The organism is Microbacterium sp. NPDC090014 (assembly GCF_044748285.1).
Lineage (GTDB): Bacteria > Actinomycetota > Actinomycetes > Actinomycetales > Microbacteriaceae > Microbacterium.
Genome location: NZ_JBIVFS010000001.1, coordinates 605,609 through 619,906 on the forward strand (window position 1 = coordinate 605,609; position 14,298 = coordinate 619,906).

Here is a 14,298-nt window from a genome sequence, read left to right on the forward strand (position 1 = left end):
CGCGCTCACGTCACGAGAACAGGAACGACAGGGTCACGCCGACGACGATCGCGACGCCGATGTAGACGAGGTTGGGCAGCTGGAACGAGTGGTCGAAGACGAACCTGCCCATCTTCGTCGTGCCGGTCTGGTCGAATGCGACGGTGGCGACCTGACTGCCGTTGGCCGGCAGCGTGTAGATGCCCATGGTCGACGGCCACAGCCCGACGAGCAGCGGTGCGGGCAGCCCGATGGTGATGCCGATCGGGACGATCGCGTTGGTCGCGCTCGATTGGCTCGTGGTCAGCATCGCGACAGCGAACAGCGCGAGGGCGAACAGCAGCGCTCCGAGGAACGCCGACGATCCCGACACCACCGAGCCGAGGCCGTCGACGATCAGCGTCTGGTTGGCGGCGACGAAGGTGTTGGCGAGCCACGCGATGCCGAACAGGGCGATCGCGCCGACGATGCCGGCGGGGAACGTCGGCTGCTTCGGCACATCCGCAGCCTTGACCTTGCAGAACACGAAGATGAGAGCGGCGATGACACCCATCACGACCTCGATGATCACGGTCACGCTCAGACGCACCGGGTCGCCGGCGTCGTCGGTGCCGATCACGGGACGCAGCCCCTCGAAGAGCCCGAAGAGCACGATGACGCCGACGCCGATCAGGAAGAGCGTGGCAGACAGCACTGCGGTGCGCGGAAGCCTGCTGTCGTGCGCGTCGACCGTGGGCGGCTGGATCTGGTGGCTCTCGAGGCGCCGCTGGAACTCGGGGTCGTCTTCGAGGTCCTTGCCGTGGCGCATCATGACGAGCGCGGCGACGAAGAGCCCGGCGATCGACGCGGGCCACATGATCAGCAGCAGTCCGCCGAGATCGACTCCCTGCGGCGCGAGGAGCACCACCATCGACGCGGTCGCCGCCGAGACGGGGGAGCAGAGGATGCCGACCTGCGACGCGACCGCCGAGACGGAGAGCGCTCGTTCGGGGCGGATCTTCTGCTGGTACGACACGTCGTAGATCACCGGCAGCAGCGGGTAGAAGATATTGCCCGTGCCGGCGCCGACCGTGAAGAGGAACGACATCGCCGGGGCGAGGAAGACCACGGACTTCGGCTTGCGTCTGATCACCTTGGCGGCGATAGACACCATCCAGTCGATGCCGCCGGCCGCCTGCATGGTGGATGCGGCCGTGATCACCGTGATGACGATGAAGACGGCATCCACCGGGGCGTTGCCGGGAGCCTCTCCGAACACGAAGATGAGCACGGCGACGCCGACGAGTCCCCACACGCCCAGGCCGATCCCGCTGGTGCGGGTGCCCATGTAGATCGCGAGGATGACGACGATCAGTTGGGCGATCAGGATCCACACGTTGTCGTTCACGTCGACGGCCCTTTCGTGATCGGGGCGGATGCAGTGAGGATCTCGGTCGCGAGCTCGGTCTCGACGATCCTGCCGCCGATCGCCTCGACGCGCAGCGCGAGCGGGTTCTCGACCGGGCTGATCGCCGTGACGAAGTCGGAGTTCTCGAAGTGCAGCGACTGCAGGTTGCCGACCGCGTATCCGGTCGCGAGCTCACCGCTGAGCAGCGACGCGTGGAAGAGCGGTCGCCGCTGATCCTCGGCGTCGTAGTGCGGACAGAAGCTGCCGTGCAGGAATCCGAGCCCCTCGGGCAGCACCTGCAGGGTCGGACCGTAGCTGTCGGTCGTGCCGCCCTCGAACCAGCAGATGCCGCCGGCGCTGCCTCCGGTGAACACGACGTTCGAGTTCGGGTCCTCCCACATCTCGCGCATGATCTCGTCGAGGCCCTGGCGTTTCCAGACGTCGAGCATGTTCGCGGTGTTGCCGCCGCCGACATGGATGACGTCGAACCCCTTCACGAAACCGGCGAGGTCGTCGATCGATCGGTGGAAGAGGGGCAGATGATGCGGTGCGCAGCGGTCCGAGTCGTACGTCGCGTAGAAGCTCACGATGTATGCCGCGTCATCGCCCGTCGCCGTGCCGACGAACAGCACTCGAGGTCTCTCCTTGCGGGTGAGCCCGAGGATGTAGTCGTGCGTCGGATCGTTCCGACGCTCCATCATGGCCTTGCCTGCGCCCGTCGCCACCACATGAGACACGTCGCCACCCCCGCTGTCGTCTGCGAATGCGCTCAGCGTATTGGGGTTCGGGGCGCTGCGGGGGGTGATCTCACCCGGGCGGGGCGACCGCCGCGATCAGCCGTTCAGGCGCGCCATCGCGACCTGCGCCTCGAGCAGCGGCAGGGTGCGATCGGCCTCGGGCTGCGGGCAGATGTCGAGGGCGTTCGCGAGTTCGAGAGCCAGCGCGGCGTGACCGGCGGCGTTCGGATGGAACGGGTCGCCCATCAGCCCCCACGGAACACCGCCGTTGCCCAGCTCGATGAAGCGCGCGTGCTGGTCGACGAGGATCACGTCCTCGGATGCCGCGACGGTGCGCACGGCATCCGCGAACTCGGCGATCCGGGCGCGTTCGGGCGCGTTCGCCGTGTCGATGGTCGGCGGGGTCTGCAGCACGGGGATGGCCCCCAGCGCCCTGACCCGCGCGACGAACTCGCGCAGTGAGCTGGCGTAGTCGTCGGCTCCGATGACGACACGGGGCCCGCCGTCGGAGGCATCGTTCGTGCCGATCATCAGCGTCACGAGATCGGGTCGCCATGACGCGACGCGGCGGTCCCAGTCGTCGAGGATGTCGATGATCCGGTTGCCGCTGATCGCGGTGTTGATCACGATGTCGCGCACACGCCCGAGCTCGCCGCGGATCAGCTCGTGCAGATGTTCGGAGTAGCTGCGCCCGCCCTGCGTGTGCAGCAGCCCGTGCGTGATCGAGTCTCCGGTGATGACCCAGTTCAGCGGCTCGGCTCCGGCGAGGGAGGCCGCGATGCGGCGGAGGTCGGATGCGGCGGAGGCGGGGGAGTCAGCATTCGGCACGCCCTAGAGCCTAGCGGCGGCGAGAGTGGAAGACTGGTGCCATGTCCTCCCCACTGCTCGACACTCTCCTCGCCCGCATCGTCGACAGCGGACTGCTCGATGATCCGGTCGCCGAGAACGGTCTCGTCTACGGACGGGCCACCATCGATGCCGCCGGCGCGGTCGTCACCGTCAACGTCGACCCCGAGCTGGAGGACGACGAGGAGACCCTCGACGACGACGCGCTGATCGCGGCGATCACCCGCATCCTGTCGGTGTCCGAGACCCGGTGGCGGGCGGTGATCGACGAGGTCGCCGACGACATCGACGAGGCCGTCGACGACGAGCCGGTGATCGAGCAGGTCGACCTGCGCGACGATCTCGAAGCCACCTCGGTGGTGGTGTTCGCCGATGCCGTGCTGATCGCCTTCGATGCGCCCAAGCAGTTCCCGGACTCACGGATCCTGGTGCAGCTCGACGACGACCTCGAAGTCGCGAACATCGAGGTGCGCGACCGGGATGCCGCTGACGTCGAGGTCCTGGAGTTCGACGATCTCGACGAGCTGCTCGACAGGCTCAGCGGCGACGACCGCTGAGCCCGCCGCGGGTCACAGCCACTTCTTGTACTTGAACACCCCGTAGAGGGCGACCGCGAAGGCGGCCATCGCGCCGATCGCCATCGGATAGCCGTGCGCCCAGTGCAGCTCGGGCATGACGTCGAAGTTCATGCCGTAGACCGTGCCGACGAGGGTGGGCGCGAAGATGATCGCCGCCCACGACGAGATCTTCTTGATCTCGTCGTTCTGGGCGAGGCTCGCATCCGACTGCCGGCGTGCGACGAGAGCCGACTGCACCGTGAGGGCGTTCTCGAGGATCGCGCGGAACGAGTCGACCCGCTCATTCACGCGGATGACGTGGTCGAGCACGTCGCGGAGTGAGCGCTGCAGCTCTTCATCGATGCGGTACTTCTCGGATCCGCGGCGCAACCATTCCAGCATCCCGGCGAGGGGGTGCACCGCGCGCTGGAAGTTGATGACCTCCCGCGAGAGCTCGTAGATGCGCCGCGAGAGGGCGTCGTCGTCGCTGTCGCCGAAGAGCTGGTCCTCGATCTCGTCGATGTCATTCAGCAGCCCCGTGACGATGGGCTCATAGCCGTCGACGACCTCGTCGAGGATCGCGTAGAACACGGCCTCGGGGCCCATCGCGAGCAGGTCGGGGTGCGCCTCCATGCGACGACGCACGCCCACGAGGTCGGGCGACTCGGCGTGCCGGATGGTCACCACGAAGTCGGGGCCGACGAACAGGTGCAGCTCGCCGAACTCGATCGACTCCTGCTCGTCGCGATAACGGGCGGGGCGCAGCACGGCGAAGAGCGTGTCACCGTAGCGCTCGACCTTCGACCGCTGGTGACCAGAGAGGGCATCCTCGACGGCGAGCGGATGCAGGTCGAACTCGCGCGCGACCGAGGCGACCTCCTGAGGGCTCGGTCGGTAGAGGCCGATCCAGGCGATGCCGCCGTGGGCATCGAGCGACCGGTAGGTCTCGTCGAGGTTCTTCGGGGTCTCCACGCGACGTCCGTGGACGTACACGCCGTTGTCGATGAGGGCCATGGCTGGCTCCGTTCTCGCAGGCGCACGCCGGGTCAGAGGGGGCGTGCGCAGTATTCGTCAGGGGGCGGAAGACGCCGCCGACGGCTGCGGAGCAGGACGTGCAGGTGCGGAGCCGGAGCTCAACGCACGGATGCCGTCAGACGCGACGCAACGAAGGCGGCGTCGCAACTATCACCGGACATCGCCATCACCGCCTCTCGCGCTCTGAAGGGGTCATGTGACCCGGTGTGCCAGCATACTCCTGCCTGCTGGGGGTCGATCCACCCGTCCGGCTGCGTGCGCTCGTGGTTCCGGTCGCAACACAGCGGGGGAACGACCGGCGATCAGGATGCGGTCAGGCGGCGTCGATCCCGACGAGTTCGGCGCTCTTCTGCCACAGGGCCTCGGCCAGTGCGGCATCCTCGATCATCGGGTTCACCCGCCGGGTCAGAACGCGCTCGTCGTAGTACTCGCCCGAGATCCAGGTGTCATCCGGGGTGCCTTCGACGAACCAGCTGAGCGTGCTGCCGCCCTTCTCGCTGCTGATGAGCAGCAGGCGCTTGAGCGGGGTGCGGTAGACGAACCGCATGAGCGTGTTCGAGTCCGAGGCGAAGTTGGTCTGCACGGTGCCGGGGTGGAAGGCGACCGAGCTGAGTCCCTCGCCGTGGAACTTCGTGTGCAGGCTCTTCGTGAACAGCACGTTCGCGAGCTTCGCATCGCCGTAGGCGCGGTTCGCGCTGAAGTCCTTGCGGTTGTCGAGGTCGTCGATGTCGAGCTTGGCGAACAGCCGGTGCGCGACGCTCGAGGTGTTGATGATCGCCGCGCGACCGGTGCGCAGCTGCGGCAGCAGCAGGTTCGTCAGCAGGAACGGCGCCAGGTGATTCACCTGCAGCGTCTTCTCGAAGCCGTCGACCGTCGGGGTCTGATCGCCGAAGATGCCGCCGGCGTTGTTCGCGAGCACGTCGATGCCGCCGTCGCCCACAGCATCCGCGATCTTCGTCGCGAGCTCGCGCACGTCGTCGAGTCGCGCGAAGTCGGCGGTGAACCACTCGGCCCCGGTGTCCGCGGCGACAGCGCGTGTCTTCTCGACCGATCGTCCGACGACGATGAGTCGGTGGCCGGATGCCGCGAGCTGGCGTGCCGATGCCGCACCGATCCCGTCGGATGCGCCGGTGAGGACCACCGTCTTCGGGGTCACGACGTCGGCTCCGCCGCGCCGCGGCTGCGCCCGACGTACACGGTGTTGGACGACGTCCCCCCGGTGACCGCGTTCGCGAAGTCGACCACGTGGGCGACGGCGTCGTCGAACACGGCACGCATCTCGTCCATGAAGGCATCGTCGGGCGGATCATCCGACCACAGTGCGAAGACGCCACCGGAGGCGAGGTGCCGGTCGAGTGCGCGCAGGCCGGCCGCGGTATAGAGGTCGGCGTGCGTGGGGTCGAGCTGGTGGCGCGGCGAGTGGTCGACATCGAGCAGGATCGCGGAGTAGCCGCGGTGGCCCTCCGGGGGCGCTGCGCGGACCACGGCGAAGAAGTCGTCCTCGACCAGGCTCGTGCGCGGGTCGTCGACGAGTTCCGCCGACACGGGCAGCAGCTTCCGTCGGTGCCATCCGATCACAGCGCCGAGCCGGTCGACCACGGTGAGCGACGCCACCCGGTCGTCGCGCAGCGCCGCGACCGCCGTGTATCCGAGCCCCAGGCCGCCGACCAGCACGGAGAGGTCGTCGCCGGCGACAGCGGCCAGGCCGAGATTCGAGAGCTCCTCCTCCGCCACCGTGAACAGGCTCGACATCAGGTATTCGTCGCCGAGCTTGACCTCGTAGATCTCCTGGCCGACAGCGGGTTCGGTGCGGCGACGCAGCGTCAGCTCGCCGATCGGGGTCTCCTGCCAGTCGAGCTCTTCGAATCTCGTGATCATCGGGGATTCTCGCTGTCGTCGTTCGTGTTCGCGCGCAGGGGTGCAGACGCGTCAGTCCGGGCCGGGGAGTCGGGAGCTGTCGTCGGCGACGGCAGCCGGATCTTCTCGGGCTCCGGATCGGAGGCGGCCCCGGCGCGGGCGCGCGTCGTCGATGCGGCATCCGTGACGGTGCCCGTCGACGGATGTGCGGGGAGCTCGCGTGCGACCTGCTTCTCGAGCACCTGCACGGCCTCGTCGCTCAGCAGGATCAGGCCCTCGAGCTCGTCGCGCACTCGTCGGTAGGCGACGTTGCGCTCGGCCTGGGTGGCTGACTCGTCGACGGCGACCTTGAGCAGCTGCTGCGCGCGGTCGAGGCGCTTGCGCTCGGGTTCGGTGAAGGTCGAGTCGCGCAGCCGCCGGGCATCCTTCTCGGCGATCTCGAATGCGACGGCGTACGCACCGACGGCGTCGAGGTACTCCGACACCTGCTGCTCCGTCACGGCTGCGTCAGCGGAGAGCGGGCGCAGCGCATCCGCCGTCCTCTTGGCCCGCAGGAACGCCGCGACCAGAGGCTGGCGTCCGTCGCTCATGGCGGGGAAGGCGATGAGCTTCGCGACGTCGAGCTCGTAGTCGAGCCACCGCGCGGTGATCTCGTCGTGCTCGGAGAAGAGCCGCTCGAGCAGGGTGTTCGGTGCGACGGAAGCACGAGTGTCGACGAACGCCGGTCCCGCCTGCCTCGCCCGTCCGGTGCGGGCTTCGAGCTGAGCCGTCTTGATCTCGGCCTTCAGTCGCAGGGTCTCGATGCGACGTTCGTGGCGACGCTTCGAGTTGCGCTCCCACGCCTTCGCGGCGCCGCCGGCCATGCCCATGATGGGGAAGACGAGCCACCAGTAGTGCCCCGCGAAGTTCCAGAAGCCCTGGATGAACTCGTCCATGATGCCCTCAGCCTACTTCTCGGGCTGTGTGGCGGTGTGGGTATCGGCGGCGAACATCTCTTCCCAAATTCTTGGTCATTGCTATAGTCAATGCAATTGACTTGCGCAGTGAGTTCCGAGAGTTGGACGAAGATGACCCATTCCCGCACGCCGACATCCGTCGCGGTGGACTGCGACGGCATCCGGATCGCCGCCGACATCCGCGGCACCGGCCCGGCCGTCCTGCTGCTGCACGGGTACCCCGAGACGAAGGCGATGTGGGATGCCGTCGCCGGCGCGCTCGCCGACGATCACACCGTCGTCGCGGCTGACCTGCGCGGCTATGGGGACTCGGCCAAGCCGCGCGGTGCCTCGTACGCCAAGCGCGACATGGCGCACGACCAGCTCACCCTCATGCGCGAGCTCGGTCACGAGCAGTTCGTCGTGATCGGGCACGACAGGGGAGCGCGCGTCGGACACCGACTGGCCCTCGATCATCCGCATGCCGTCACCTCCTTGGCCGTGCTCGACATCGTCCCCACGCTGCACATGTTCGAGAACGTCGACCGAGAGATGGCGACGGCATACTTCCACTGGTTCTTCCTCGCCCGCTCGGACGGTCTGCCCGAGGTCCTGATCGGCGCGGAGCGCGAGACCTGGCTGCGCAGCCGCTTCACCGGCCGGCGGCATGACGGCGATGCGCTGCCCGAGGCGTTCGACGAGTACCTGCGCTGCTTCGACCTCGACACCGTCTTCGCGAGCGGAGCCGACTATCGCGCCGCCGCCACGGTCGACCTCGACCACGACCGTGCCGATCGGGCGGACGGGCGACGCATCACGTGCCCGGTGCTCGCGCTCTGGGGTGCGCACAGCTATGTCGGCCGCAACTTCAACGTGGTCGAGACGTGGTCGCACTATGCCGAACAGGTCAGGGGAGAGTCGATCGAGGCCGACCACTACCTCGCCGAAGAGGCGCCGACGGCCACGACAGCGGCGCTCCGACGCTTCCTCGCCGGCGTGGAGATGGCCTCGTGACCTCCCGCGACCGCGAGACCGAGCGTCTCGCCGAGCTCGTCATGATCGAGACTCCGACAGGGGATGCTGACGGCCTCGCCGCCGCTCAGGACCTCGTGCGCTCGTGGCTCGACCCGGTGCTGGGCGAGACGGGGGTGATCGAGACGGTCGACGGCATCCCGCATCTGCTGTGGCCCGGTGGCGAGACACCCTCGGTGCTGCTGATCGGACACCTCGACACGGTGTTCCCGGCGGGCACGATCGACGAGCGTCCGTTCCGCCTCGACGGCGACCGTGCCACGGGACCCGGCGTCTTCGACATGAAGGCGGGCATCGTGATCATGGCGGCGGCGCTCGAGAAGGTCGCGCGCCGCGGCGAGATCGCCGTGCTGCTCACGAGCGACGAGGAGGTCGGCTCGACCACCTCGCGTGCGCTGATCGAACGAGAGGCGGCGCGGGCCGGCACGGTGCTGGTGCTCGAGCCCAGCCTCGACGGCGCGCTGAAGATCGCTCGCCGGGGCGGCAGCATCTACCGGCTGGCGATCACCGGTCGTGCGGCGCACGCCGGACTCGAACCGTGGAAGGGCCGCAGCGCCCTCGTCGAGCTCGCCCACCAGGTGCTCGCGCTGCCCCTGCTGGCCGACGACGACCGGGGAACCACCGTGAGTCCGACCGTCGCGCAGGCGGGAACCGTCACGAACGTCATCCCCGAGCACGCCGAACTGCGCGTCGATGTGCGCGCGTGGACCCTCGATGAGCTCGAACGCGTCGACGAGCGGATGCAGTCGCTCGGCGCCCACACCGAGGACGTCGGCGTCGAGGTGTTCGGCGGCATCAATCGTCCGCCGATGGAGGAGAGCGTGTCGGCGGAACTGCTCGCCTGCGCTCGCCGCGTCGCGGATGCCCTCGGCCACCCCGAGGTCGAGGCGGTCTCGGCCGGGGGTGCGTCGGACGGCAACTTCACCGCGGCCGTCGGCGCTCGCACCCTCGACGGACTCGGTCCCCGGGGAGGCGGGGCGCACGCCGACCACGAATGGGTGTCGATCTCGTCGATGCTCGAACGGGTCGACCTGCTGGCCGGCATGCTCGACGACCTGGTCGGTGCGCGCGAGGGCTGACGCAGCATCCGTTCTGGGTCACGTCGCCGCTTCGGGAGGAGAACTGCGCTTCGGGAGGAGGGTTCCGCCCGGATGCTCCTCCGGAGGGCGAGTCCCCCTCCCGGGCGGCGGCATCCGCATCCGCACCGGTCGCCCGCGCGTTCAGAAGGAGATCTCCCGATCTGAAGGTCAGATCAGAGCAAGGAGCTCCTTCGTTGCGTGAGATCTCCTTCGCATCGCGCGAGCCCACGACTCGCCACGCGCGAGCCCACTCCTTGCACCGCGGGACCGCCGCGACCACGGCGCTGAGTCAGGCTCCTGGTGCGTGCCGCTCGATGCTCTCGAGCAGCAGGTCGAGCGCGGTCTCCCAGGCGCGAGGATCCCGGATGCCGGGCAGAGCGTCGCCGGCCCAGACGATCTCGGGGTACTCGGCGGGGTCGAGCCGGCGGTAGTCCATCTGCCAGGTCAGTTCATCGGCATCCTGCACGTCGGCCGGCAGTGCGGTGAGGGCGGCCTGGATGCTGGATGCCGAGCGGATGAGCTGGCCGAGCGCCCGCGCGTAGAGGGCGGACTGCTCGCGGTCGTAGCCGCCGCGGCGCAGAGCGCCGATCGAGAACTCCATCGACGCGAAGTCGGTCGGGCGGCGCAGCGCCATCTGCAGAGCGAACTCGGGATAGCGCATGTAGTGGTCGTGGATCAGGTGCGCCTGGGTGCGGAGGTCGGCGAGCCAGTCGTCGGTCGCCACCATGCCTCCGCTGTACGAGCGGGCACGCAGAGTGTCGATCAACGCGAGGAGCAGTTCGTCCTTGTCGCGGAAGTGCCGATAGATCGACGTCGGGTGCGCGCCGAGCTCCTCGCCGATCGACTGGAAGGTGAGTCGGTCGAGGCCTTCGCGCTCGACCACGCGATCGGCGGCGGCGACGATGATCTCCCGGCTCAGCGAGTCCCGCGCTCGCCGCGGCCGGGCGGCTGTCTTCGCTGGGGCCTTCGCCTTCGCTGAATCAGCGGCCTTCCGTGTCGTCGCCATCGAGAACTCCGTTCGCAGTCCGCGGCCCTGTCGACCGCGCAGACATCACGGTACCGCACCGCTGTCAGCCAGTCTGTCAGTGGCATCGACAATGCGACAACCCTGGCGGCGCCCGATAGCCACTGTTATAGTCAACGCCATTGGCAACGTGGTCAGAAGGAGTCAGGATGCTCGAGGTCCCCGCAGTTCCGTCCGATGAGGTGCTCGACGCACGGTTCGCCGTGCCCTACCTCCTCACCGCGCGGCCGGTGCCCGGCGACGCAGACCTGGCGCTGCTCGTCGAGAACCACCCCGACGGTGCGCGCGGCCGTGTCTGGCGGGCGCCGTCGGCACCCGGCGACCTGCTGCCCTTCCCCGTGAGCGTCGGAGCGATCCTCACCGCCGACGGCCAGTGGGTGATCGACCTCGACGACGATGGGGGGTCTGAAGTCGGCGGTCTCGTCGCCTTCGCCGTCGACGGCTCCGAGCGCGTCGTCCTCACCCCCGGCCGTGCGCCCTACGTGGTCAGAGGGCTCGAGTCGTCGTACGACGGCTCGCACCTCGTCGTGACGGTGGTCGACGAAGACGGATTCCACGTGCTCGTGATCCCCGCAGCACCCTGGGGCGAACCACGGGTCGTCTACTCGAACCCGATCGAGGCCTGGTACGGGCAGATCTCGCCGGGCGGATCGCTCGTCTCGGTCGACACGACGGCGCACAACCCCGGCATCCGGCGCCCGATGCTCACGGTCGTCGACGGCGCGACCGGCGAGACGGTGGCGACGCTCGACGACCTCCCGGCTGGCCCCGTGCGCGGCGTGCGCTTCGCCGCGGATGCGGGCGATGACCGACTGCTGCTGAACACCGAGCGCAGCGGCTTCTCGCGACCGGCGATCTGGAACGTCCGCACGGGCGAGCGCCAGGACTTCGACCTCCCTGAACTCGCGGGCGAGGTCGTCCCGGTCGACTGGCGCTCGCCGACCGGCAGGATCCTCGCGGTGCACGTCGAGGAGGGCATCCATCGCCTGATCGAGATCCATGAGAGCGATGGGCTGGCGAGGACGGTCCTCGAGGGAGGCAGCTTCGCCGACCCCGACGTCGCCGACCTGCATCCGTTCCAGTGGACGTCGTACTACGCACCCGACGGCGCGATCCGGGCCGTCCGGTCGTCATGGGACGTGCCACTGCACATCGACGAGGTCTCCGCCGACGGCGGCACCGCGCCTCTGATCGAACCCGCGCCCGCTCCGGCGGGGCATCCGCTCGCCTCGGCGATGGTCGAGAGCGCAGACGGCACCCGCGTGCAGCTCTGGTGGGCGCGACCCGAGGGTGCCGAGCCGCGCGGCACGGTGCTCGAGATCCACGGCGGACCGATGCTCGTGACGATCGATTCGTACAACCCGTCTGCGCAGGCGTGGCTCGATGCCGGCTTCGCGTACGCCTCGCTCAACTACCGCGGTTCCGTCACCTTCGGTCGGGCGTTCCGCGAGGGATTCTGGGGAGCCGGAGGCGACCGCGAGATCGAGGATGTCGCGGCGGCGATCGCATGGCTGCGCGAGCAGGGGCTTGCCGACCCGGTCTCGACCTTCATCACCGGCGCCTCGTACGGCGGTCACATGACGCTCCTGAGCGTCGGTCGCCTGCCCGACCTCTTCGCCGGCGGGCTCGCGCACGTCGCCGTCGCCGACTGGACGGCCGCGATCGCGGCGATGAATCCGGCGGTGCGATCGGTGTGGAGCTCATGGGTGCCGCCCGAGATGGTCGAGCGCTTCTCGGCGATCTCCTACCTCGATGACGTGACGGCATCCGTCTGGATCAACCAGGGATCCATCGACACCCGAACGCCCATCATCGGGGTGCAGCGCTACGTCGACGAGCTGGGCGCGCAGGGCGGCGACGTCGTGCTCGACATCTTCGAGGGCGGGCACGAGCCGACCGGTCTCGAAGCGGCCGCGGTCGACCAGCGTCGCATGCACCAGCTCGCTCTGCGGACGCTCTCGGGAGAGCGCTGGGATCGCTGATCTCACCTCTAGTCACGAACATTGACTAAAAGGCTTGCTATCTGTTCTGGGCAGTCCTAGAGTCAGACCACCACAGCACGACAGCACGCCCGAAGTGTCCCTCAGTAGCCCGATCACAGGAGATCCGACCATGTCGAAATCGCCCCTTCGCTCTGTTGCACCCGCCTCCCGTCGCGGCTTCGTCGCCGCTCTCGCCGTCGCCGCGCTCATCGGCTCGCTCACCGCCTGCTCGTCGTCGGGCACCACGCCGGAGCCCAGCGAGGTCGCGGTCGTCGACGGCGGCGAGATCGTGATCGGCGCCGAGCAGGAGCCCGACTGCGCCGACTGGATCGCCACCTGCGGCGGGTCGATCTGGGGCACGTACATCATGCAGATCCCGACGCTGCCCGGTGTCTTCCAGACGCGGCAGGTCGACGACGAATGGGTGCCGGTGCCGTCTGACCTGGTGACCGCCGAGCCCGAGGTCGAGGTCGCGGACGACGGCACCCAGACGATCACCTACTCGATCAACCCCGACGCGGTCTGGTCGGACGGGGAGCCGATCACCTCGGCCGACTTCGAGTACACGGCGCTGCAGATCCGCGACGGCGACGACATCTTCGACAAGACCGGCTACGACCGCATCGCCTCGGTCGACGCGACCGACCCGTCCACCGCGGTCGTCACCCTCAGCTCGCCCTACGCCGGATGGCGCACCCTCTTCAGCGTCTACGGCATCATGCCCGCGCACCTGCTCGAGGGCCAGGACCGCAACGCGCTCATGGCCGACGGGTACGACTTCAGCGGGGGTCCGTGGAAGATCGACGAATGGACTCGCGGCACCTCCGTGACGCTCGTCCCGAACGAGAACTACTGGGGTGAGAAGCCGCACCTCGACAAGGTGACCTTCCTCTTCCTCCCCGACACGACCGCCGCGTTCCAGGCGCTCAAGAGCGGCCAGGTCAGTGCGCTCTACCCCTCGCCGCAGCTCGATGCGCTGAACCAGATCGATGCAGGGCTGCCCGGCATCCAGTCGCAGGTCGATGCCCGCAGCGGCAACCTCGAGGCGATCTGGCTCAACAACTCGGCCGCTCCCTTCGACTCGGTCGCCGTGCGCCAGGCACTCGCCTACTCGATCGACCGCGATGCCATCGTGAAGCGCCTGTTCGGCAGCCTCGGCATCGACGAGGCCCAGCAGAGCTTCAACTCGCCGATGGTCGCACCGTTCGCGTCCGACGACTTCTCGCAGTACTCGCTCGACCTCGACAAGGTCGACGAGCTGATGGAGGGCGACGGCTGGGCGAAGGACTCCGACGGCGTCTGGGCGAAGGACGGTGAGACGGCGACGTTCGCGATCAAGACCCTCGCCGGCAACAAGCGCCGCGACCTCACGGTGCAGGTGCTGCAGTCGCAGCTCGCGGATGCCGGATTCGAGATGACCATCGACCAGGTGACGCCCGCGGACCTGTTCGGCACGATCGCCCCGCAGGGCGACTTCCAGGCCGGTATCTGGGCTCTGGTCGACACGTTCCCGGATCCCACTCTCAGCTCGACGTTCTCATCGGTCAACATCCCGAGCGAGGCGAACGGCTTCTCCGGCATCAACTTCTACCGCACCGACATCCCGGGCCTCAACGACCTGCTCGCGCAGGTCGACAGCGAGGTAGACCCGGATGCGCGCATCGCCGCCTCCCACGAGGCCGACGCCCTGATCGCCGAGAACGTGCCGTCACTGCCGCTGGACGCCGTGCCCAACGTGCTCCTGTGGAGCGACACGGTCGGCGGCCCGCTGCAGATCAACCCGGTCGAGGGCCCGTTCTGGAACCTGGCCGAGTGGGGCCTGGCCGGCTGAGCCGGCTCGGACAGGCA

General features: G+C 68.6%; 13 protein-coding genes. 5 read left to right on the forward strand and 8 right to left on the reverse strand.

The window, feature by feature from the left end:
* Window positions 1-10: 10 nt before the first annotated feature.
* The 3 genes from ACIPV5_RS02960 to ACIPV5_RS02970 all read right to left on the reverse strand — a co-directional run bounded on the left by ACIPV5_RS02960 (window position 11) and on the right by ACIPV5_RS02970 (window position 2,931).
* Window positions 11-1,366 carry an anaerobic C4-dicarboxylate transporter family protein gene (locus ACIPV5_RS02960; protein WP_072590470.1) on the reverse strand — a complete coding sequence of 452 codons (1,356 nt, stop codon included), beginning with the start codon at window positions 1,364-1,366 and terminating at the stop codon, window positions 11-13.
* Window positions 1,363-2,103, reverse strand: coding sequence for a Type 1 glutamine amidotransferase-like domain-containing protein (locus tag ACIPV5_RS02965; RefSeq protein ID WP_400339588.1), 741 nt, complete (start codon window positions 2,101-2,103; stop codon window positions 1,363-1,365). Before ACIPV5_RS02965 ends, ACIPV5_RS02960 begins: the two co-directional genes overlap by 4 nt.
* A 96-nt stretch (window positions 2,104-2,199) precedes the next feature.
* Window positions 2,200-2,931: an SGNH/GDSL hydrolase family protein gene (locus ACIPV5_RS02970; protein WP_400339591.1), complete on the reverse strand. Its 732-nt coding sequence runs from the start codon at window positions 2,929-2,931 to the stop codon at window positions 2,200-2,202.
* 41 nt (window positions 2,932-2,972) lie between these two features.
* Between ACIPV5_RS02970 and ACIPV5_RS02975 the strand changes: the two genes are divergently transcribed.
* A complete protein-coding gene (locus tag ACIPV5_RS02975) occupies window positions 2,973-3,506 on the forward strand; it encodes a hypothetical protein (protein ID WP_053098376.1) in 534 nt (177 codons plus the stop codon).
* Window positions 3,507-3,518: 12 nt separating this feature from the next.
* On the opposite strand, the gene ACIPV5_RS02980 is transcribed toward ACIPV5_RS02975, so the two are convergent.
* From ACIPV5_RS02980 to ACIPV5_RS02995, 4 genes are all read right to left on the reverse strand, one after another.
* Window positions 3,519-4,520: a magnesium and cobalt transport protein CorA gene (locus ACIPV5_RS02980; protein ID WP_053098377.1), complete on the reverse strand. Its 1,002-nt coding sequence runs from the start codon at window positions 4,518-4,520 to the stop codon at window positions 3,519-3,521.
* A 334-nt stretch (window positions 4,521-4,854) separates the two neighbouring features.
* The gene (locus ACIPV5_RS02985) at window positions 4,855-5,697 is read right to left on the reverse strand and encodes an SDR family NAD(P)-dependent oxidoreductase (RefSeq protein WP_372984821.1); all 843 of its coding nucleotides are present in this window, start codon (window positions 5,695-5,697) and stop codon (window positions 4,855-4,857) included.
* The gene (locus ACIPV5_RS02990) at window positions 5,694-6,419 is read right to left on the reverse strand and encodes a spermidine synthase (protein WP_285363645.1); all 726 of its coding nucleotides are present in this window, start codon (window positions 6,417-6,419) and stop codon (window positions 5,694-5,696) included. The genes ACIPV5_RS02985 and ACIPV5_RS02990 overlap by 4 nt, the downstream gene beginning before the upstream one ends.
* Entirely contained in the window at window positions 6,416-7,333 is a 918-nt protein-coding gene (locus tag ACIPV5_RS02995) for a hypothetical protein (protein WP_400339595.1), read from the reverse strand. Before ACIPV5_RS02995 ends, ACIPV5_RS02990 begins: the two co-directional genes overlap by 4 nt.
* A 132-nt stretch (window positions 7,334-7,465) precedes the next feature.
* Between ACIPV5_RS02995 and ACIPV5_RS03000 the strand changes: the two genes are divergently transcribed.
* Window positions 7,466-8,347 carry an alpha/beta fold hydrolase gene (locus tag ACIPV5_RS03000; RefSeq protein ID WP_400339598.1) on the forward strand — a complete coding sequence of 294 codons (882 nt, stop codon included), beginning with the start codon at window positions 7,466-7,468 and terminating at the stop codon, window positions 8,345-8,347.
* On the forward strand, window positions 8,344-9,444 hold the full coding sequence (locus ACIPV5_RS03005) for a M20 family metallopeptidase (RefSeq protein ID WP_400339601.1): 1,101 nt from the start codon (window positions 8,344-8,346) through the stop codon (window positions 9,442-9,444). The genes ACIPV5_RS03000 and ACIPV5_RS03005 overlap by 4 nt, the downstream gene beginning before the upstream one ends.
* 289 nt (window positions 9,445-9,733) lie before the next feature.
* On the opposite strand, the gene ACIPV5_RS03010 is transcribed toward ACIPV5_RS03005, so the two are convergent.
* Window positions 9,734-10,450, reverse strand: coding sequence for a TetR/AcrR family transcriptional regulator (locus tag ACIPV5_RS03010; RefSeq protein WP_187249070.1), 717 nt, complete (start codon window positions 10,448-10,450; stop codon window positions 9,734-9,736).
* A gap of 167 nt (window positions 10,451-10,617) precedes the next feature.
* Here ACIPV5_RS03010 and ACIPV5_RS03015 point away from each other — a divergent pair, with 167 nt between their 5' ends.
* On the forward strand, window positions 10,618-12,450 hold the full coding sequence (locus tag ACIPV5_RS03015; protein WP_400339604.1) for an alpha/beta hydrolase family protein: 1,833 nt from the start codon (window positions 10,618-10,620) through the stop codon (window positions 12,448-12,450).
* A gap of 130 nt (window positions 12,451-12,580) precedes the next feature.
* A complete protein-coding gene (locus ACIPV5_RS03020) occupies window positions 12,581-14,281 on the forward strand; it encodes an ABC transporter substrate-binding protein (protein ID WP_400339607.1) in 1,701 nt (566 codons plus the stop codon).
* The last annotated feature ends 17 nt before the right edge of the window (window positions 14,282-14,298 follow it).